A 20,091-nucleotide genomic window follows, 5' to 3' on the forward strand; every position below is an offset into this window, starting at 1 on the left:
TTTAGCGGAAAAAAAGCAGAATCGGCTCGGCCACGCAGGCCGGCTTCGGTGCACCCTCGCACTCGATCGTCATCTCGATCTTGATCTGCACGGCACCGTTGCCGAGCTCGTCCCATTCGAGCAGCCGGAAGAGCCCGCGAATGCGGCTACCCACGAGCACGGGCGAGGGAAACCGGACCTTGTCGAGGCCATAGTTCACGCCGGCCGACGTGCCGCGAACCTCGAAGGCCGAAGCGACCAGCCCCGGCAACAGGCTCAGCGTCAGGAAGCCGTGCGCGATGGGTGCGCCGAACGGCCCCGTTTTGGCGCGCTCGACGTCGACGTGAAGCCATTGGTGGTCGTCGGTCGCGTCCGCGAACAGATTCACGCGCGACTGGTCGATCAGCAGCCAGTCACTCGTGCCGATGGACTCCCCCTTCAGCGGCTTCAACGCATCGGGCGTTTCATAAACTTTCATCAAAAATTCCTTGGTATTCAGCTCAATGAGCGCTCGAGCGCGGCGGCACAGGCCGCCTCATGCTGATCGCTGCTGCCGAGGACGAGCTCCGCTACCACCGCGCGCTTGAAGTAGTGGCCAATCACGCATTCCTCGGTCATGCCGATGCCGCCGTGTAACTGGATCGCCTGGCCGCAAACATTCTTCGCAGCGCGACAGACGAAGGCCTTGCACGCCGACACCGCGTATTGCAGCGCCGTCTCGTCGCCGGCCTCGAATGCCGCGAGCAGCGCGAACAGCATCGAGCGGGCCAACTCCATTTCGGCCGCCATGTCGGCCATGCGATGCTGAAGCGACTGGAAGCTACCGATTGGGACTCCGAATTGCTTGCGCACCTTCAGATACTCGGACGTGGCCTCGATGGCCGCCTCCATCACGCCAATCAGTTCGGCGCCTTGCACGGCAACGGCATGGGCCAGCCCATGGCGCAACGCCGGCAAGCAATCGCCGCCGTAGCCGATGCGCGCATCGGCACTCACCTGCACGCCATTGAGCTGCACGTCCGCGGCCCAGGTGCCGTCGTGCAACGGCAGCGCACGCTGCGCGAGTCCGGCGCTACCGGCTTCGACGAGGAACAGCGCCATGCGGCCCGGATCGGCCCCCACGCCGTCGATGAAGGCGGACACCAGCAGCATGTCGGCCGCCGGTGCGCCCACGACCAGCGTCTTGTGGCCATGCAGCGCGTAGCCGTCCGCATTGGGTGCCGCCCTCGTCTTCACGCGTGCGGGATTGCCGCGCGCATCCGGCTCGCTAAAAGCGAGCGCGATGCGCAGCGTCCCGTCGGCCAGACGCGGCAGCAGGGCTTGCTTCTGCGCGTCGGTCGCGCACGCGGCCAGCGTCTGGACAGCGAGCACGCCCAGCCCCACGAACGGATCGGTCACGAGTCCCCGCCCCAGTTCAAGGCCGATCAGGACGTTATCGAGCACCGAGCCGCCCAGCCCGCCATAGGCATCCGGCAGCGCCGCGGCCAGCCAGCCGTTATCGGCGAACAACCCCCAGTTGCGCGCACAAGCGTCCCGGCCGGACTGCACCTGCGCGGCGCGCATTTCGAAGCTGCACGCCTTCGTCACGAAGCGGCGCACGCTGTCCTGCAGCATCTGCTGCTCGGCATTCAGATTGAAATTCATGGTGGCGTCCCGCCTCAGAGTTGAAACAACAGCTTGGCGATGATGCCGCGCTGGACCTCGCTCGTGCCTCCGTAGATCGTCGACGCGCGGCGGAAGAACATCGCGCTGGCGAGGCCCGGCCCTATGCCCGCGGCCGGAACCGGCAGCGTGTCGCCCTCTTCCGCGTGCGACTCGGCGGGGTACGCGATCGCACCGTAGTCGCCCAGCGATTCGACGAGGAACTCGCTCATCTTCTGTTGCAGCTCCGTGCCGCGAATCTTCAGCATGGACCCCATCACGTGCGCCGTGGGACTGTGATCCTGCTCCAGCACCGCCACCCGCTGAACCATCATGGAGACGGCCTGCAGCTCGGCTTCGAGGCGGGCGAGCCGCAGCGCGAAGGCCGGCTGGCGCACGAGCGGCTGGCCGTCCACCCGAAGCGTGGCCCCAACACTGCGCAACTGCTTCTTCAAGCGCAGGAGCGCCGGCAAATCGGCCGTCCCCGCATGCTCGTTGTTGAGGAGAAACTTGGTGACGCTCCAACCCGCGCCCTCGCCGCCCACGCAGTTGGCGACCGGCACGCGCACGTTGTCGAAGAACGTTTCGTTCAGGTGATGGCAGCCGTCGATCGTGATGATCGGGCGCACCGTGATGCCCGGCGTTTGCATGTCGACGAGCAGGAAGCTGATACCGGCCTGCTTCTTGACAGATGTATCGGTGCGCACGAGCAGGAAGATCCAGTCCGCCTCGTGCGCATAGCTCGTCCAGATCTTCTGGCCGTTGACGACGTAATGATCGCCGTCGCGCACGGCCTGCGTGCGCAGCGACGCGAGATCCGATCCCGAGCCAGGCTCGGAAAAGCCCTGGCACCAGAGCCGCGTGCCGGCGAAGATGTGGGGCAGATGCTCGGCCTTCTGCTCCGGCGACGCGAAATGATTGAGCACCGGGCCGAGCAGACGCTGGCCGAAGACGTCCTGGGTCGGCGCGCCCGCGGCGGCGCACTCTTCGTCGAAAACAAGGCGCTGCTGCGGCGTCCAGCCTGTGCCGCCATGCGCCGTTTCCCAACAGGGCGCGCCCCAGCCGTGTTCATTCAGGATACCTTGCCAATGCATCAGCGCGGCGCGCGGCGAGCGCACGCCATGTTGCGAGCCGGCCAGATCGGCCGGCAAATGGGCGCGCAGAAATGCGCGCACTTCCTCACGGAATGCGGTCAAACCCGCATCGGGTTGAAAGTCCATCGGACCGTCTCCTGAATCGATTGGATGCTTGCGCAGCCTGAACAATCAGACGCGCTCGTAGAGCGTCACCACGCAGGCGCCGCCAAGGCCCACGTTGTGCTGGAGCGCGAGGCGCGCGCCCTCCACCTGGCGCGCCTGTGCCGTGCCGCGCAGATGCTGGACCAGCTCGACGCACTGGGCGATGCCGGTGGCCCCGAGCGGGTGGCCCTTCGAGAGCAGGCCGCCCGACGGGTTGGTCACGTACTGGCCTCCGTAGGTGTTGTCGCCGTCGAGCACGAACTTTTCGGCGCCGCCTTCCGGGCACAGGCCGAGCCCTTCATAGGTCAGCAGTTCGTTATGCGCGAAGCAGTCGTGCAACTCGATCACATCGATATCCTGCGGCGAGACGCCGGCCGCTTCGTACACCTGGCGTGCGGCGGCTTTCGTCATGCCGACGCCGGCGACCTCGCGCATGTCACGGGCCTCGAACGTCGAGGTGAAATCGGTCGTCATCGCCTGCGCGGCGATGCGGACCTGCCGGTTCAGGCCGTGGCGCTTCGCGAAGTCTTCCGAGCAGACGACGGCTGCGGCCGCGCCGCTGGTCGGCGGGCAGGCCATCAGCTTTGTCATCACGCCCTCCCACACCATGGGGGACGCCATGACTTCGTCTTCCGTCACGACGTTGCGGAATACGGCGAGCGGGTTGTTCGCGGCGTGGCGGCTTGCCTTGGCGCGGATCTTCGCGAAGGTCGAAAGCTTCGTTCCGTACTGCTTCATATGCGCGAGCCCGGCGCCGCCGAAATAGCGCAGCGCGGGCGGCACATCGTTCGCGCCCAGGAGTTCTTCGGCAACCACGGCGAAGCGGTCGAACGGCGACGCACGGTCGTGGAAGTAGGTGCTCAGCGCGCCCGGATTCATCTGCTCGAAGCCGAGCGCCAGCACGCAGTCGGCCGCGCCGCCCGCCACGGCCTGGCGGGCCAGGTACAGCGCGGTCGAACCCGTGGAGCAGTTGTTGTTGACGTTGATGACCGGAATGCCGGTCATGCCGACCTCATAGATGGCGCGCTGACCCGCCGTGGAATCGCCATAGACGAAGCCCGCGTAGCACTGCTGGATCTGCTCGTAGCCGAGACCCGCGTCCTGCAGCGCGAGTCGCGCGGCCCGCGCGCCCATCTGCGGATAGGGCTCGTTCGCGCCCGGCTTGGTGAACGGGATCATGCCGATCCCGGCAACGTAGACGTCTCGACTCATGTGGGTATGCTCCTGCTGTATCGATTGATATGAACCGTCACGCCACGCTGCGCGAACGATCTTTCCAGTGACGCTCGCGCAGCCTGACCTTCAACACCTTGCCGGCGCCCGAGACGGGCAGCGCGTCGACGAACTCGACGCTGCGCGGGCACTTGTAGCCCGCGATACGCGCCTTGCAATGGGCGATGATGTCGTCGGCGCTCACGCTGGCGCCCGGCGCGGCCACGACGACAGCATGCACGGCCTCCCCCCAGCGCGCGTCGGGCACGGCGATCACCGCCGCAGCGGTAACGTCCGGATGCGACGCGATGGCGTTTTCCACTTCGGCGGAATAGACGTTCTCGCCGCCGGTAATGATCATGTCCTTGAGGCGATCGATCACGTGGAGAAAGCCGTCGTCGTCCATGTACGCGCCGTCGCCCGTGAAATACCAGCCGTCGCGCAGCACGGCCGCCGTCTGCTCCGGTTTATTCCAGTAGCCCTGCATCACATTCGGCCCGCACAGCGCCACTTCGCCCGGCGTGTTGCGTGGCACTTCCTCGCCTCTTGCGTCGACGATCTTCACTTCGACGCAGTAGCAGGGCCGCCCGGTTGCGCCCTCTGGCGCGAGGCCGGCTGCGCCGCCGGTTTCGATCGACACCGGACCGGCCTCCGTCATGCCGTAGATCTGCACGAACCGCGTGCCGGGAAACGCGGCCTGCGCCCGCGCGAGCAGCGCCGAGGCGACCGGCGCGGCGCCGTACGCCACCGTTTCGAGCGTCGTCACGTCGTAGTGGGGCATCCGCTCGATATGCTCGACGAGGTGCTGAATCATGGTCGGCACGAGCACCGTGTGGGTCACGCCGTAGCGCGCAATCGCCTCGAGCACGGCGCCCGGCTCGAACGAGGGAAGGATCACGTGCGTATTGCCTTCGATCCAATGCGGCCCGGCGAGCCCGATGTCGGCGATATGGAACATCGGCGCCGCGTGCAGATAGACCGCGCCGGGCCGCGCGAGGCCCGTTGCGCACGCGGTGAGCGCGGCCACGCCGAGGTTGGTGTGGCTCAGCATCACGCCCTTCGGGAAGCCCGTCGTGCCGCCGGTATAGAAGATGCCCGCGAGATCCTCGCCGCGCCGGTACTTGTCGGCTACGGGCGCGGCTGCGGCGACCAGCGCCTCATAGGAGCGCATGCCGTCCGGCACCGCACCGTCGCCGCAATAGATCAGCTCGCGCACGGTTTGCGCGTCGCGGCGTAGCTGCGCGCCAAGCTCGGCGAACGCGTCGTCCACGAGCAGCATGGTCGAGCCCGAGTCATCGAGCGCGTAGAGCAACTCGGCCGCGGACCAGCGGATGTTGCAGGGATTGAGCACGCCGCCGCCCCACGGCACGGCCATCTGGAACTCGAGATAGCGATCCGAATTCAGCGAGAGCATCGCGATGCGGTCGCCTTCCTCCATGCCCAGTTGCTGCAGCGCGCCGGCGAGCCGCGCGACGCGCTCCGCGAGTTCGCCGAAGGTGCATTCGCGCCCGGCGAAACGGACGGCCACGCGATTGCCGTACTGTTGCCGCGCGCGATGCAGCGCCTGGGTTTGATACATGTATGTCTCCTGTCTTTGTGCATGTATGTTAGGGACCGTCGCGCCGTCCGGCGATTGCGCAATCCATCGAATACATTGCAAAAGACGGCAACCCGCTCGTGTGCCGCCCCAGCCAGAGAGCAGGAGGATGGCCGCCCGCCTCGAGCGGCCTCGTTGCGCTACGCCTGCGGCGGCGCAAAACGCTCGCCGTAACGGCCGGCCAGTTCGTTGCAGCGCGCGATGAACCGCTCCATGCCCTGCGACTCGATAAAGCGCCACGTGCCGCCCGTCCACGCCGGAAAGCCGATTGCGGTGACCGAGCCCACGTTGGCGTCGTGCGTCGTGCGCAACACGCCCTCCTTCATCGCCCGCAGGGTCTCCAGCGATTGCCGGAACAGCAGCCGGTCGCGCAATTCGGCGATGTCCCACTGCACGCCGGCCCTGCCGAAATGCTGCTTCAGGCCCGGCCACAGGCGCTTCCTCTCCCCCTCCGGGTAGTCGTAAAAGCCGCCTCCGCCTGCGCGCCCCCGGCGCCCGAGTTCCTTCACCATCTTCTCGATGACGAGGTCGCCCGGCTCCTTCAGGTACGGCCTGCCTTCCGCCTTCAAGTCCGCGATGGTCTGTTCGGTGATGGAAAGCGCCAGCGAAAGCGAAGTTTCGTCCAGCACCGTGAGCGGCCCGACCGGCATGCCGGCGGAGAGCGCCGCGTTTTCGATGACTTCCGCAGGAATGCCTTCCATCAGCATGCCTACGCCTTCCTTGACGAAGCTGCCGAAGGTCCGGCTGGTATAGAAGCCGCGCGAATCGTTGACCACGATCGGCAACTTGCCAATCTGCAGCACGTAGTCATAGGCGCGTGCGAGCGTGGCGTCGCTCGTCTTCTCGCCCACGATGATCTCGACGAGCGGAATCTTGTCGACGGGCGAGATGAAATGCAGCCCGATGAAGCGCTCGGGATGCGCCGATGCGGCGGCCAGTCCCGTGATCGGCAACGTCGACGTGTTGGACGCGAGCACGCCGTCCGCAGCCAGCATCGGCTCGGCCTCGCGCGTCACCTGGGCCTTCAGTTCGCGGCTTTCGAATACCGCTTCGATGATGAGGTCGCAACCCTGCAGATCTTGCGCATCGGCTGTCGCGTGGATGCGCGCCAGCACCTGGGCCTGCTGTTCGGCCGTCATGCGGCCTTTTGCAACGCGCGCGTCGGTGACCTTGCGCGTGTAGGCCTTGCCGCTCTCCGCCCGCTCGGGCGTCACGTCCTTCAGGACGCAGTCCATGCCGCGCATGGCGCTCACGCAGGCAATGCCCGCGCCCATCATGCCGGCGCCGAGAATGCCCACCTTCGCCACGGCTTGCGGCGCCACGCCCGCCGGCCGGGAGGCGCCCGCCTTGATGCGCGTGCGGTCGAAAAAGAAGTTGACGAGGTTCTGCGCCACGGGATCGACGAACAGCTTCACGATCGCGCGCGATTCGAGCCGCATGGCCGTGTCGAAGTCCACCTGGGCGCCTTCGACCGCGCACGCCAGAATGGCCGCGGGCCCCGGCATCAGGCCGCGCGTTTTCTGCTCCAGCGCGGCGGACATGACGGCCAGCGCCCCCGCGATCTTCGGCGTGGAGGGCGTGCCGCCCGGCATCCGATAGCCCTTGACGTCCCAGGGCTGCGACGCCACGGGATTGGCGTCGATCCATTCGACCGCGGCCTGGCGCAGCGCGTCCGGCGTGTCGACAAGACGCTGCACGAGACCAATGCGCGCGGCTTCGGCGGCCGTCATGCTCTTGCCTTCGAGCAGCCAGGGCAAGGCGTCGGCGAGGCCGAGCAGGCGCACCATCTTGGTCACGCCGCCGCCGGCCGGCAGCAGGCCGAGCGTCGCCTCCGGCAAACCGATCTGGACCTTGGGACTATCTACGGCCACGCGATGGTGAGCGCACAGCGCGATCTCGAACCCGCCGCCCACGGCGCTGCCCGCCAGGCACGCCACGACAGGCTTGCCGAGCGTCTCGAGACGGCGGAAATTTTGCTTCGCGGCTTCGATACGCGCGAATACCACTGGCATGTCTTGCGCTTTGTACTCCTGAACGGCCTTCAGGTCGGCGCCGGCGACAAAGGTCGACTTGGCCGACGCGAGGATCACGCCGCGGATCGTCTCCTTCGCGGCGACGAGGCGCTCCACCGCCTCGGCAAAATCGCGCTGCCACTGCTCGCTGAGCGTATTGACGGGGGCGTCGGGGTCGTCGAACGTGAGCGTGACGATCTGGTCGGCGCCGGTTTCGTAGCGAATGGTCTTCATGACGAATCTCGTAAGGGGCGCGCTCAAAGGCGCTCGATGATGGTGGCGATGCCGATGCCCGCTGCGGCGCACAGCGTGACGAGGCCGTAGCGCAGGTTGCGGGCCTCGAGCTCGTCGAGCAGCGTGCCGAGCAGCATCGCGCCGGTGGCGCCGAGCGGATGGCCGAGCGCGATGGCGCCGCCGTTGACGTTGACCTTCTCGTGCGGCACGTCCATGAGACGCATGAAGCGCAGCGGCACCGATGCAAACGCCTCGTTGACTTCGAACAGATCGATCTGTTCGACTGTCATGCCGGCCTTGGCCAGCGCCTTGTGCGCGGCGGGTGCGGGCCCCGTCAGCATGATCACGGGCTCGGAGCCGGTCACGGCCGTCGCGACGACGCGCGCGCGCGGCGTGAGGCCCAGATCGCGCCCCTTCTTCTCGCTGCCGATCAGGAGCGCCGCCGCGCCGTCGACGATGCCCGACGAGTTGCCCGACGTATGCACGTGCTCGATGCGCTGCACCTGCGGGTAGTAGCGGATCGCCCGCGCGTCGAAGCCCATCTTGCCGGGCGTGTCGAACGCGGGCTTGAGCGCCGCGAGCCCTTCCATCGTCGAATTGGGGCGGATCAGCTCATCGTGTTCGAGGATGACCATGCCGCTCGCGTCGCGCACAGGCACGAGCGAGCGGGCAAAGCGGCCGCCCTCGCGGGCCGCGGCGGCGCGCTGCTGCGAGGCGAGCGCATAGGCGTCGAGGTCCTCGCGCGTGTAGCCGTCGAGCATCGCCTGCAGATCGGCGCCGATGCCCTGCGGCACGAAGCCGAGGTCCATGGCCGTCTGCGGGTCCTGGGCCCACGCGCCGCCGTCCGACCCCATGGGAATGCGCGACATCGACTCGACGCCCCCCGCCACCACGAGATCCTCCCATCCCGAGCGCACCTTCTGCGCCGCGAGATTGACGGCCTCCAGGCCCGACGCGCAATAGCGGTTGAGCTGCACGCCCGAGGCATTCCAGTCCCAGCCCGCGTTGAGCGCCGCAATCTTCGCGAGATTGCCGCCCTGCTCGCCCACCGGCGCCACGATGCCCATCACCACGTCGTCGACCTCGCCCGTATCGAGATCGTGACGCTGCTGCAGTTCGCGCAGCACGCCCGACAACAGGCTGATGGGCTTGACCTCGTATAGCGCACCGTCCGCCCGGCCTTTGCCGCGCGGCGTTCTGAGCGCGTCGAATATCAGCGCTTCGCTCATCTTCGTCTCCTTGAATGGCTCCGGTTTTGCCGGGGCATTTTTCCAATGGGTCACATGACCGGTTGCGCGAATGCTACACGAGCAAGGTAATAAGTCAACCAGGGAGATCGGGCGTCCGGGCAAGCGTTGCGAAAACCGGTCACCCGACTTATTATGAAAAAAAGAGTGGAATCCGGATCATCTGGATTGCTGGCAATCATGCTGACAACGAGGCCTCGAGAGATGTGGCCCCATCAGGAGACAGGAATGAGCGCACCGTCCGCCGACACCCTGCCGCTGCAGCGGCTCTATCACTGGGAGCGCACGCGTGCGGACGCTGTCTGGCTGACCCAGCCCTGCGGCAACGAGGTGATCGACTACACGTGGGGCGAAGCCGCTTCGCAGGCGCGCCGCATGGCGGCCTGGCTGAAGCAGCAAGACTGGCCGGCCGGTTCTCGCATTGCGGTTCTGGGCAAGAACAGCGCGCACTGGATCATCGCGGATCTGGCCATCTGGATGGCGGGCCATGTTGCCGTGCCGCTGTTTCCCGCCAACACCGCCGAAAGCGCGCGCCAGATCCTCATGCATTCGCGCGCCGTGGCCTGCTTCGTCGGCCGCCTCGACGACGACTGGGCTCGCTTCGCGCCCGTGCTCGCGCAGCCCAACCGGCCATGCATCGCCCTGCCGCTCGCGCCCGCGATCGACGCGCTGCAATGGGATGCGATCGTCGCCAGCACGGCGCCTCTCGAGGGCGAGCCCGGGCGCGCAGCCGGCGAGCTCGCGACGCTCGTGTACACGTCGGGCACGACCGGCATGGCCAAGGGCGTGATGCACAGTTTCGGCACGCTCACGGCCGCTGTGACCATGATCGCGACGCGCATCCGCTATGGCGAAGAAGACCGTATGCTCTCCTATCTTCCGCTAGCCCACCTCGCCGAGCGCGTGCTCGTGGAGCTCGGCTCGCTGGTGGGCGGCATGCGCATCTACTTCAGCGACACGCTCGCCACCTTTGCCGCCGACCTGCGCCGGGCGCGGCCCACCATCTTCGTTTCCGTGCCACGCCTGTGGTCGAAATTCCACGAGGGCGTAAGCGCGAAAATCCCGCCGGAGCAACTCGAGCGCATGCTGGACATGCCAGGCGCCGGCGAGAAGCTCAGGGAGGAACTCCTCCAGGGGCTCGGACTCGCCGAAGTGCGCTTCGCGATCTCCGGCACCGCGCCCATTCCGCCGGAATTGCTGCGCTGGTACGCTCGCCTCGGCCTGCTGATCACCGAGGGCTATGGTATGTCCGAGAACGCCGCCGCCTCGCATTCGACGCTGCCCGGCGAGTTCTATCCGGGCACGGTCGGCAAGCCCTATCCCGAACTGGACGTGCGTCTCGATCCGGACACGAGTGAGGTGCAGATGCGCGGCCCTTCGCTCATGCTCGGCTATTTCGAGGACCCCGAGCTCACGCGAGCGGCCTACACCGCCGACGGCTGGTTCCGCACCGGCGACAAGGGCGAACTGGACGCGCACGGCAACCTGAAGATCGTCGGGCGGGTGAAGGACAACTTCAAGACGAGCAAGGGCAAATACGTTGCGCCCGCACCGATCGAGAATCAGTTGATGGCGCACCCCGCACTGGAGAACTGCCTCGTGGCGGGCGCCCACCGGCACCAGCCGCTCGCACTCGTCATACTCAACGAAACGGCGCTCGGCGAGTCACGCGGCCCCGGCGGGCGCGAAGCGCTGGAACAGTCACTTGGCGCCCATCTGGAACAGGTGAACGCCGGTCTCGATCCGCACGAAAAGCTCCAGTGCCTCGTGATCTGCGAAACGCCCTGGTCGGTCGAGGACGGCACGCTCACGCCCACGATGAAGATCAAGCGCAGTCGGATCGAAGAGCTGCTCTCGCCGCGCTTCGGGCACTGGGTAAGCCAGGGCCGCTCCGTGGTCTGGAACACGTAGTAAGATCGGCGGCTTTCCTCACTCGTTTACCCACGCAGCATGAACCGGACCGGCCAGCAACCTTTGCGCGGCAAGACCTCGCCCACCACGCAGCGGGGTCACGCGCGAGCCAACGAAATTCTTGCAGCGGCGCAGGCGATTTTCGTACGCGACGGTTACGCGGGCTTCTCGGTCCGCAGCGTGGCCGCGAGTGTCGGTATCGGCCTGAGCACGCTGCAGCACTACTACCCCAGCAAGGACCATCTGCTGGAAGCGATGTGGCTGTTCCTGATGGACCGCTACCAGGCCGCCATCGACGAGGTCATCGAGGCCATGCCCGAGGCGTCGCAGCTCGAACGCTTCCTTGCCGCGATGAAAATGTTCGTCAAGCTGGCAAGAGACCCCGCGACGGCCCGGATTCTGGTCCATCTCGCGGCGGCCGCGCTCACCGACCCCGTGGCCGCGCGCACCATGCAGAAGCTTCAGCGGCGCGAGCGAAAAACGATCGCGGAGCTGATCCGGGGCATCGCCCCGGCTATTTCGGATGCGGAGCTTGAAGCGCGCGCGGCCCTGATCGTCGCGCAGCTCCAGGGGCTCGTGATGCGCAACGTCGGCAGTCAGGGCGCGTCGCGCGCGGCTTCGGCGATCCTGGACCAGAGCGCGCTGGCCTCGTTCCAGTGGCTCGCCACCGGCGGCCCGGCCATTGACGATACGGCCGGATAGCGCCGGCTGGCTGAACACCGGACCCCACACGCCATGTCGCGCGCGCCCGTTACGCTTTCCATCGTGTCGGTGCAGGGCTTGCTCTGCGGCCTGCGCAGCCGTGGCGCCGAAACGCCCGAGTGGATCGAGGCCGCGCTCGTCGACGCCCGCATCGATCCCGCCCTGCTCGACGAAGCCGGCGCGCGGGTCACGGCCGAGCAATACGCGACGCTCCTGAGTCTCTTGATCGAGCGGCGCGACGACGAGGGCCTCGGCCTGTTCTCGCGGCGGCTCCGACGCGGCAGCTTCGCGCTCGTCGCGCGTTCCGCGCTGGGTGCGCCGTCACTCGCCACAGCGCTGCGGCGCGCCGCGCGTACGTTTTCGCTGCTGCAGGACGACGTCCGCATGGATTGCGTGGGCCAGGGTGGCCTGAGCGGTCTCGCGCTCGAGTTTCACGAGCCGCAGGCCGCCGCCCAGAACTTCCTGCACGAATTCCTGTTGCGCACGTTCTGGCAGTTTCTCGCATGGCTGCATGGCGGCCGGCTGCCGCCACGGCGGTTCGATTTCAGTTTCGATCAGCCCGCCTACGCAGCGATCTATGCGCCGATCTTTCCCGCCCCGCTGCAATTCGCGCAAGCGCACTCGGCGGTCTGGTTCGACGCGGACTTGCTCGCGGCTCCGGTACGCCGCGACGAGCAGGCGTTTCGGGCCGCCTGGCGCGACGTCGTCCCGAGACTGATCGTTCCGAAGCCGGGCGAGCATGCGTTCAGCGCGCGCGTGCGCGAGCAGTTGCAGCTCACGATCCCGGCGTGGCCCGACCTGGAGACGATCGCGCAGCGCCTGCACGTCTCCGCCAGCACGATGCAGCGCCACCTCGCGGCCGAGGGCACGTCGTATCAGGCGCTGAAAGACCGGCTGCGGCGCGACCTCGCGATCATGCGGCTTACCACGAGCGCCGTGCCCGTCGCGACGCTGGCCGCCGAGCTCGGCTTTGCGGACAGCGCCGCGTTTCAGCGCGCCTTCAAGTCCTGGACCGGCAGTCCCGCGGGCTCCTACCGGCAGCGCTGAGGGGCGCGCCGGTGAAAGCGCGCCGGACGTGTCTCGTCAGAGGCTGCGCGCGATGATCAACTTCTGGATGTGGCTCGTGCCTTCGTAGATCTTGCACACGCGCACGTCGCGCGCATAGCGCTCGACGGGGAAATCGGTCAGGTAGCCATAGCCGCCGTGAATCTGGATCGCGTCCGAGCACACCTTCTCGGCGATCTCGCTGGCGTAGAGCTTCGCGATCGAAGCTTCCTTCGCGCACTCGATACCCTGCTCGCACAGGCGCGCCGCGTGCAGCGCATACTGGTAAGCGATTTCGACCTGCGCGGCCATATCGGCGAGATCGAAGCTCACGGCCTGCAACTCGGCGATCGGCTTGCCGTAGGCTTCGCGGTCCTTCGAATAGGCCACCGCGGCGTCCAGCGCCGCGCGCGCCACGCCCGCCGCGATGAACGCGATGCCGATACGCCCATCGGACAACCCGCCCATAACGATGCGATAGCCATCGCCTTCGCGCGCGAGCAGGTTTTCAGCCGGCGCGCGATAGCCTTCCAGCGCGATCTGCGCGGTATGCGCGGTGTGCTGGCCGAGCTTGGTCTCGATGCGCGTGACCGCGTAGCCCGGCTGCTTCGGATCGACGATGATCACGCTCGTCCCGCGCTTGCCGCCGGCCTTGTCGGTCACGACGAAGGCGAGACCGACACCGGCCTCGCTGCCATTCGAAATGAACTGCTTCGTGCCGTCGAGCACGTAGTGATCGCCATCGCGACGCGCCGTGGCGCGCAGCGCGGCGGTATCCGACCCCGCCTGCGGCTCGGTCAGCAGGAACGCGCCGATCGACTCCCCGCGCGCCATGGCCGGCAGATAGCGGCGTTTTTGTTCTTCGCTGCCATGCGTCGCGATGCACAGCGCCGTGAAGTTGTGCACGTGCAGGATGGTCGCGAGCCCCGCATCCGCGGCGGCGAACTCGTACTGGGCGAGGCAGAAGTCGACCACGCTCGCGCCGGAACCGCCATATTCCTCGGGCACCAGCATGCCAAGAAAGCCGAGATCGGCAAGCGCCGCAAGCTCCGCATGCGGCCACGCCGACGTGCGGTCGCGTTCGGCTGCCGTGGGCGCGACGACCTCGGCGGCAACGCGCCGTGCCGAGTCGCGAATCAGGATTTGCTGCTCAGTCAGAAATGCGGTGGATGCGTCTGCCATCTCGGTCTCCGTGCTCCAGGTTGCTTCGATTGTTTGCGGCGCCTCGCCGTTCCGAATCATGATCGCAAAGCGCACATTGCGTGCTCAGCACTCACAATTCTACTTTTGAGTAAATTTTCGTTCTGGCGAGTTAATCTGTCAATGGGGGTGACGCCCCAGCCGTTGTGCGCCCTGTTTTTACGGGTCCACTGGCCGATCAGGGAGGCACATGGCAGGCATCCAGCAGGGTTCAGCACCGATTCCTCCGGACAACATGCAGTCGACTGCGTGGTAAGATCGCCTGACTGCATTTCAACCTCATTAACCATGAAAGCGACCGAGTCGAAGCCCCGCGCCGCCCGCAAGCCGAAAGAATCGACGGCGCGCTGGAAAAATGCGCTGCCCTCGCGCGAAGATCTCCAGAAGCTCAAGAAGGCGGCGCTGATCCGCGAGGCGAGCCGGGCCTTCAAGGAAAAGGGGTATCACAACGTCTCGCTGGACGATGTGGCCGAGCGGCTGAACGTCACGAAGGCTGCGCTCTATTACTACGTCAAGGGCAAGCGCGAACTACTCTACGAGACCCAGTGCGTCACCCACGACCTGGGCGACATGGCGCTCGCGGAAGCGAACGAGGGCAAGAACGGGCTCGACAAGGTGGCGAAAATCGTCAGCCGGTTCATCCAGCTCGTTACGGACGACACCGTGATGAGCCTTTTCATGTCGCCGCTCGACGACATGCTGCCCGAGCATCAGGAGATCATCCGCAAGCGGCGCCGCGCATTTGACAAGCGCATGCGGGAAGTCGTGCAAGAAGGCATCGACGACGGCTCGATCGCGCCATGCGAGCCGAAGCTGGCCATCGCATGGCTGATGGGCGCCATCAACTGGATTCCGCAATGGTTCGACAGAGAAGGCGAATATAGCCCCGAAGCGCTCGCCGAGACGCTCGTCCAGTTCATGTCGCACGGCATTGCGGCGCAGGCACCCGCGCCCGCTGCCCGCTCGACAGCTGCCACGTCGGCCAGACGCTCCGGCGCGGCTTCGTAGCTCCCTGGCCGTGCCCGTGGTGGGGGCGCCCCGCTGCGGCGGCGCCCCGTCGTCACGCGAGCGCGCCGCTCACTGCAAAGCGATGGCCGGCGGCGGCGTCCACGCGCCTGAGGCGACGGCCTCGTCGGGCCAGTACGCGCGCAGCATCAGCGAAAATGCGCCGCTGCGAGGCGCCGGCAGCCAGTTGGCGCGCTGCTGCGGGTCGGTTGGTTCATCGGCTTGAATGTAGACCGTGAGCGAGCCGTCGGGATTCGGCTTCAGCTCCAGATTGCGCGTGCCGACCGAATAGCGCCCGATCGGATTGGGCGCGAAGAAGTGGTACTGGTCGTAAAGCGTCAACGACCAGAAGCCGCGCACCGGCGGCAACGCGCCTTTGGCAAAGGTGACCGTGTAGCGCTTCGCCCCGTCGAGTCGCGCGCCGGCCGCGTCGAGATCGAGGTAGAAGTAGCGCGTTTCCACCGGCTTGTTGACGAAAATATTCGACTTCGCCACGGCCGTGCGCGTGAAGTAATCGTCGCCAAATTGCGCGCCATTGGTCTGCGTGCTCCAGTTGCCGGCCAGCGCAATGCCGTAGTTCCGGAACTGCAGCAGCGGGTCGATCATCTCCTCCTCGGTCCGCTTCGCCTCGTCGATCAAGGCCTCCTTCAAGGCCGGATTGTTGCGCGCGGCGGCAATCACCGAAAGCACCTCCGCATAGCGCGCCGCTTCGCCGGCCCTCGGCGGCGCGTCCTTGAGCACCGCGGGCAGTTCGTCGAAGAAGCGCTCGGGATACACGAGACGCGATTCGCCATGCCCGCCGCCGGCATGCGCGGGCAACGGGAAAGCGCGTAACTGGCGCCAGTCGTGTGTCTTCATCGTGCCGTCGTACATCGCGAGCGGATACATGTCGATGCTGCCAAGCGACGCCTGAATCGCGGCGTGATCCGCGGGCGTGTCGTCCTGGAACACGCGCGGAATCACGAATGCGGTCTGCGTCGTCGAGCGAAACACTCCGGCGATACCCTTCGGCACTTCGCCATGCCAGTCGGGCCCGGCGAGCAGATAGAAGCCCGGCTTCGTGCCGTACATTGCGCCGAGATTCGCCACGCTGTCCGTGCGCAGGTCGACGACCTGATAGACCCAGAAGCGCTTGCCGAAATCGGGCACCTGGATCACGACGGGGCTCTTGTCGAGCGCGGCGATGCCGGCGCCATACACGACGTCCTGATTGGGACAGGCGACAAGCCGCTCGGCCGGATCGACATAATCGGTCAGCATCGCCAGCCGGTTGAGCGGGGCAACCGGCATCGCGCCGCCGGCGAGGCCCGGCTCCGGCACGCGCTCGAAGGCGAGACGCCTGTTCCAGGTATTGACCATGGGCCAGGCCCAGAAGTACGCGTTGCGCGCCACCATGCGGGCGTAGGCCTCGGTGATGCGCGTACCCGGCGCGAACGCGCCGCTCTCGCCGCCCGCAGCCGCCGGCACAGCAGCGGGAATGTCCGCCGCCTGCGCGGATGGCGCGAAGCTCGCTGCATACGCGATCAACGCACTCGCGATGGGCCCGATCAGCAGTTCCTTCTTCATCTATTCGCATCCCTTATTGATTTTCGAGCTTCACGAGCGGCGGCGGATAGTACGGCGCCTCCGACGCACGGGAGATTTGCCCGTAGAGGCGGAACGTCAGGTTGTACTGCTCGCCAGACGGCGTGGGCAGCCAGTTCGACTCGGGAACGCCATCCGGCTTGCGCGGGCCATAGGCGAGCGTGACCGAGCCGTCCGCGTTGGGCTGAATCTTCGACTGCAGGTTCAGCGTGTAGCGATCGAGCGGATTGCGCATGACCCGGTAGTGCGTCGCATCGACTGCCATGACGGACCAGAAGTAGCGCGCCTGCGCCTGCGGCAGCGCATCTTTTGCGAAGGTCTGCGTGTAAGTCGCACCGCCATCCAGATGCGGCATGGCGAAATACGTCACCTCGGCCGGCGTGTTGGCCCAGATGCCGGCGAGATCGACAGCCGTGCGCTGGAGGTAGTCGCCGCCATAAGTGCCCACCACCGTCGGGTGGGCCCAGCCGTTGGCACGGGGACCGGGCGCGCGGAGGCGGCCCGCGAGCGCGGGCAGCGCCAGCTTCGCCACGGCGTCGTCGACACGCTGCCTCCCGGCCGCGCCCGAGCGCACCAGTTCGGCGACCTCCCCGACCTTGGCGCGCACGGCGTCCATGCCCGGGTTGAGGTCGGGCTGGCCCGCGAGGATCGCGTCCGCGAAATCGAAGGCCTGTGCGCGCGGCAGCGCTGTGTTCGCGAACAGCGGCACCTGAATCGGTGCCGGGATCTTCGGTTCGCCAAGCGGTGTCAAGCGGAACGCGTGCTGCAGGCGTTCCGCTTGCGCGGCGGAATTGCCCAGCTCCACACGCAATAGCGCGCGCGCCGTGCGCACCGGCAAGTCCACTCGCAGCGCATCGGCGGGAATGCTCACATGGCTGCCTTTCAGGCACAGCGCATAGCGGCCATAGGGATGCCCGGCAAACGTGCGCTCGTTGATGTTGAGGATCGTTTCGCCCCAGCCGTCCAGCATCTGCCAGGTGTAATAGCGGCCCTCGATGCGCGGAATATCGAGCAGGACGCAGCTGTTCTCATCGACAGCGATCCACGCTTCCGAATAGACCACATCGAGATTCGGATTGGCCCATTCGACACCGCCGGGCGTGCGGTGAACGAGCTGGTTCCACTGAAAGCCGTTGCGCTCGAAGTCGAGCCGCTGCTGGCGCAGCACGAGCAGGCGGCCCATCAGATAGATCCAGGCGTCGCTGATGTCCTGGTCGGACACGCGTAGTGCGGCGGCCTCGCCGGCGGGAGCGGTCTGCTGAACGGCGGCGGCCGGTGGCGTGAACGTCTTGCAGGCGTCGAGCGCCACGGCCGCCGAAGCCGCGCAAAGCGCAGCGACAACGGCTCGAATCGGAGTACGCATGATGGTTGCCTCCGCTATGCCATCAGTGGCCGGTGAAGCGCGGCGCGCGCTTTTCCTGGAACGCCGCGAGGCCCTCGCGCAGATCGTCGCTGTGCTCGTGCAGCGCGGTCATCAGCAGTTCCTGGCGCAGCGCCACTTCCACAGGCTGCTCGAGGCCGTCGTTGACCAGCGCCTTCATGCGGCTCACGCCGAGCGGGCTCTTCGCCGCGATCTTCGCGACGAGCGCGTCGACCGCCTGCGTGAGCGCGCCGTCGTCGACCACCTCGTTGACGAGGCCGGCCGCCTCCATGGCGGCGGCGGGCACGAATTCACCGGTGAACATCAGATACTTGGCGCGCGCCGCGCCGATCTTGCGCGGCAAGCGCACCGAGCCGCCGCCGCCGGGCAGGAGCCCATAGTTCGCGTGGGCGTCGCCAAAGCGCGCCGATCTGGCCGCCAGCACGAGGTCGCAGCACAGCACGAGCTCGAGCCCGCCCGCGAGCGCCAGGCCGTTGACGGCCGCGATGACCGGGCGCGGAAACCGTTCGAGCCGATTGAGCAGTTCGAGCAGGCTCGCGAGGAACTGTCCGGCGCCCGACTGGCCGCCACCGGTTTCGCCGCGCACGAACTTGAGATCGGCGCCCGCGCAGAATGCGCGCCCCGCACCCGTCAGCACCACCACGCGCGCGTCGTCGCGCGCGAGTGCTTCGTCTAGCGCGCGGCCAACGCCATCAACCACTTCGGGCGAAATGGCGTTCATCGCCTCAGGCCGGTTCAGCGTGATCCACATCGCTCCGCCTCGCACCTCCGTGACGACACTCCTCTCCTCCATGTTCCCTTCTCCTTTTCTTGCTGCGGTTGTTCCGGTTTGATCGATCGATGCACCGCCCAGACGGGCGAATTACCAACGGGAATTTATATTAACTCACGAGTAGAAATGTGCGAACATGTGATTTCCCCCTATACCTGTCGCCGCCTTTGCTGCGGCCGCGAAAAACACGAAGGAGACACCATGAGCCTGCCACTCGAGGGCATTCGCATCGTCACGCTCGCGGAGCAATACCCCGGCCCCTTTGCCACGCTTGTGCTCGCCGACCTGGGCGCCGACGTGATCATCGTCGAGCGTCCGTCCGGCGGAGATCCGGCACGCCAGCTGCCCGACTTTCATGCCGCGCTCAACCGCGGCAAGCGCTCGGTCGCGCTGGACCTCAAGGACGAAGCCGACCGCGCCACGCTGCGCCGCCTGATCGAAACGGCGGACGTGCTGATGGAGGGTTTCCGGCCAGGCACGATGGCGCGCCTCGGCTTCGGCCATGAAGACGTGGCGAAGATCAACCCGCGCACGGTCTATGTGTCGATCTCGGGATTCGGCCAGACCGGCCCCTGGCGCGACCGTCCCGCGCACGATCTTTCATACCAGGCCATCGCGGGGCTGCTGTACCGCCAGGCGGCGACGGGGCAGATCGAGGCCTCGCCCGACCTCGCGATCGGCGACCTCTCGTCCGCGATGTTTGCCGTTGCCGGGTGCCTCGCCGCGCTGCTCGAACGCACCCGCACGGGCCGCGGCAAGTATGTCGACGTCTCGATGACGGACGGCCTCGTCTCCTGGATGAGCGTGTTCCTCGCCCCGGTCATGAACGGCGGCCAGCTCGGCATGGCGCACATCAACGCGCAACCCGCCTACGGGGTGTTCCGCTGCGCCGACGCGCGCCTGCTCACGCTTTCCGTGACGCACGAGGACTGGTTCTGGGCGCCGCTTTGCGAGCTGCTCGGGTTGCCGGCGCTCGCGCCGCTCGGGCACGCCGAGCGCAGCGCGCGCGAAGCGGAGCTCAAGCCGCTGATTGCCGAAGCCCTCATGAAGCGTCCGCGCGACGAATGGGCCGCCCTGCTCGATCGGGCGGGCGTGGCCTGGGGGCCGGTCAACAGCCTCGAAGAAGTCACGCAGGACCCGCATTTTCGCGAACGCGGCATGTTCCGCAGCGTGCGCGAGCGCGACGGCCGCGAGAGCTGGTACGTCGCGCAGCCCCTCATTTTTGGCGACGCCGGCCACCCCGGCCCGGTCAGCGGCGTGCCCGCCGTGGGCGAGCACAACGACGCGATTCTTGCGTCGTGCTGCGCACGTCCGGCCCTGGGGTAAACGTCG

At 67.0% G+C, this 20,091-nt stretch carries 16 protein-coding genes; 5 read left to right on the top strand and 11 right to left on the bottom strand.

The genetic code is table 11. From position 1 onward, the window contains the following. Nucleotide 1: 1 nt before the first annotated feature. From E1956_RS19295 to E1956_RS19325, 7 genes are all read right to left on the bottom strand, one after another. Nucleotides 2-457, bottom strand: a complete 456-nt coding sequence (locus E1956_RS19295) for a MaoC family dehydratase (RefSeq protein ID WP_134752004.1) — start codon at nucleotides 455-457, stop codon at nucleotides 2-4. 17 nt (nucleotides 458-474) lie between these two features. Continuing rightward, on the bottom strand, nucleotides 475-1,623 hold the full coding sequence (locus tag E1956_RS19300) for an acyl-CoA dehydrogenase family protein (protein ID WP_134752007.1): 1,149 nt from the start codon (nucleotides 1,621-1,623) through the stop codon (nucleotides 475-477). Nucleotides 1,624-1,637: 14 nt separating this feature from the next. Next, nucleotides 1,638-2,840, bottom strand: a complete 1,203-nt coding sequence (locus tag E1956_RS19305) for an acyl-CoA dehydrogenase family protein (protein WP_134752009.1) — start codon at nucleotides 2,838-2,840, stop codon at nucleotides 1,638-1,640. A gap of 45 nt (nucleotides 2,841-2,885) precedes the next feature. Beyond that, on the bottom strand, nucleotides 2,886-4,070 hold the full coding sequence (locus tag E1956_RS19310; protein WP_134752011.1) for a lipid-transfer protein: 1,185 nt from the start codon (nucleotides 4,068-4,070) through the stop codon (nucleotides 2,886-2,888). Between the two features lie 37 nt (nucleotides 4,071-4,107). Beyond that, complete coding sequence (locus E1956_RS19315) at nucleotides 4,108-5,649, bottom strand: long-chain-fatty-acid--CoA ligase (RefSeq protein WP_134752013.1); 1,542 nt, start codon at nucleotides 5,647-5,649, stop codon at nucleotides 4,108-4,110. A 158-nt stretch (nucleotides 5,650-5,807) separates the two neighbouring features. After that, nucleotides 5,808-7,913, bottom strand: coding sequence for a 3-hydroxyacyl-CoA dehydrogenase NAD-binding domain-containing protein (locus E1956_RS19320; protein WP_134752015.1), 2,106 nt, complete (start codon nucleotides 7,911-7,913; stop codon nucleotides 5,808-5,810). 23 nt (nucleotides 7,914-7,936) lie between these two features. Further along, complete coding sequence (locus E1956_RS19325; RefSeq protein ID WP_134752017.1) at nucleotides 7,937-9,142, bottom strand: acetyl-CoA C-acetyltransferase; 1,206 nt, start codon at nucleotides 9,140-9,142, stop codon at nucleotides 7,937-7,939. Nucleotides 9,143-9,388: 246 nt separating this feature from the next. Here E1956_RS19325 and E1956_RS19330 point away from each other — a divergent pair, with 246 nt between their 5' ends. From E1956_RS19330 to E1956_RS19340, 3 genes are read left to right on the top strand one after another with little or no spacing between them, the layout of a single operon-like run. Beyond that, the gene (locus tag E1956_RS19330; RefSeq protein ID WP_134752019.1) at nucleotides 9,389-11,071 is read left to right on the top strand and encodes an AMP-binding protein; all 1,683 of its coding nucleotides are present in this window, start codon (nucleotides 9,389-9,391) and stop codon (nucleotides 11,069-11,071) included. Between the two features lie 39 nt (nucleotides 11,072-11,110). Continuing rightward, entirely contained in the window at nucleotides 11,111-11,773 is a 663-nt protein-coding gene (locus E1956_RS19335; RefSeq protein ID WP_134752021.1) for a TetR/AcrR family transcriptional regulator, read from the top strand. A 33-nt stretch (nucleotides 11,774-11,806) separates the two neighbouring features. Continuing rightward, complete coding sequence (locus E1956_RS19340; protein WP_134752023.1) at nucleotides 11,807-12,820, top strand: AraC family transcriptional regulator; 1,014 nt, start codon at nucleotides 11,807-11,809, stop codon at nucleotides 12,818-12,820. 36 nt (nucleotides 12,821-12,856) lie between these two features. On the opposite strand, the gene E1956_RS19345 is transcribed toward E1956_RS19340, so the two are convergent. Then, nucleotides 12,857-13,999 carry an acyl-CoA dehydrogenase family protein gene (locus tag E1956_RS19345; protein WP_134752025.1) on the bottom strand — a complete coding sequence of 381 codons (1,143 nt, stop codon included), beginning with the start codon at nucleotides 13,997-13,999 and terminating at the stop codon, nucleotides 12,857-12,859. Nucleotides 14,000-14,305: 306 nt separating this feature from the next. Between E1956_RS19345 and E1956_RS19350 the strand changes: the two genes are divergently transcribed. Continuing rightward, nucleotides 14,306-15,025, top strand: coding sequence for a TetR/AcrR family transcriptional regulator (locus E1956_RS19350; protein ID WP_167760073.1), 720 nt, complete (start codon nucleotides 14,306-14,308; stop codon nucleotides 15,023-15,025). Between the two features lie 69 nt (nucleotides 15,026-15,094). Here the strand turns inward: E1956_RS19350 and E1956_RS19355 are convergent, their stop codons facing one another. From E1956_RS19355 to E1956_RS19365, 3 genes are read right to left on the bottom strand one after another with little or no spacing between them, the layout of a single operon-like run. Next, complete coding sequence (locus E1956_RS19355) at nucleotides 15,095-16,588, bottom strand: DUF1254 domain-containing protein (RefSeq protein WP_134752029.1); 1,494 nt, start codon at nucleotides 16,586-16,588, stop codon at nucleotides 15,095-15,097. A 13-nt stretch (nucleotides 16,589-16,601) separates the two neighbouring features. Further along, nucleotides 16,602-17,969: a DUF1214 domain-containing protein gene (locus E1956_RS19360; RefSeq protein WP_134752031.1), complete on the bottom strand. Its 1,368-nt coding sequence runs from the start codon at nucleotides 17,967-17,969 to the stop codon at nucleotides 16,602-16,604. Nucleotides 17,970-17,991: 22 nt separating this feature from the next. Beyond that, the gene (locus tag E1956_RS19365; protein WP_134752033.1) at nucleotides 17,992-18,780 is read right to left on the bottom strand and encodes an enoyl-CoA hydratase/isomerase family protein; all 789 of its coding nucleotides are present in this window, start codon (nucleotides 18,778-18,780) and stop codon (nucleotides 17,992-17,994) included. Between the two features lie 180 nt (nucleotides 18,781-18,960). On the opposite strand from E1956_RS19365, the gene E1956_RS19370 reads away from it, so the two are divergent. Continuing rightward, a complete protein-coding gene (locus tag E1956_RS19370; protein WP_134752035.1) occupies nucleotides 18,961-20,085 on the top strand; it encodes a CaiB/BaiF CoA transferase family protein in 1,125 nt (374 codons plus the stop codon). Nucleotides 20,086-20,091 lie beyond the last annotated feature (6 nt).

It is taken from the genome of Paraburkholderia pallida (assembly GCF_004524855.1).
In the GTDB taxonomy this organism is placed as follows: domain Bacteria; phylum Pseudomonadota; class Gammaproteobacteria; order Burkholderiales; family Burkholderiaceae; genus Paraburkholderia; species Paraburkholderia oxyphila.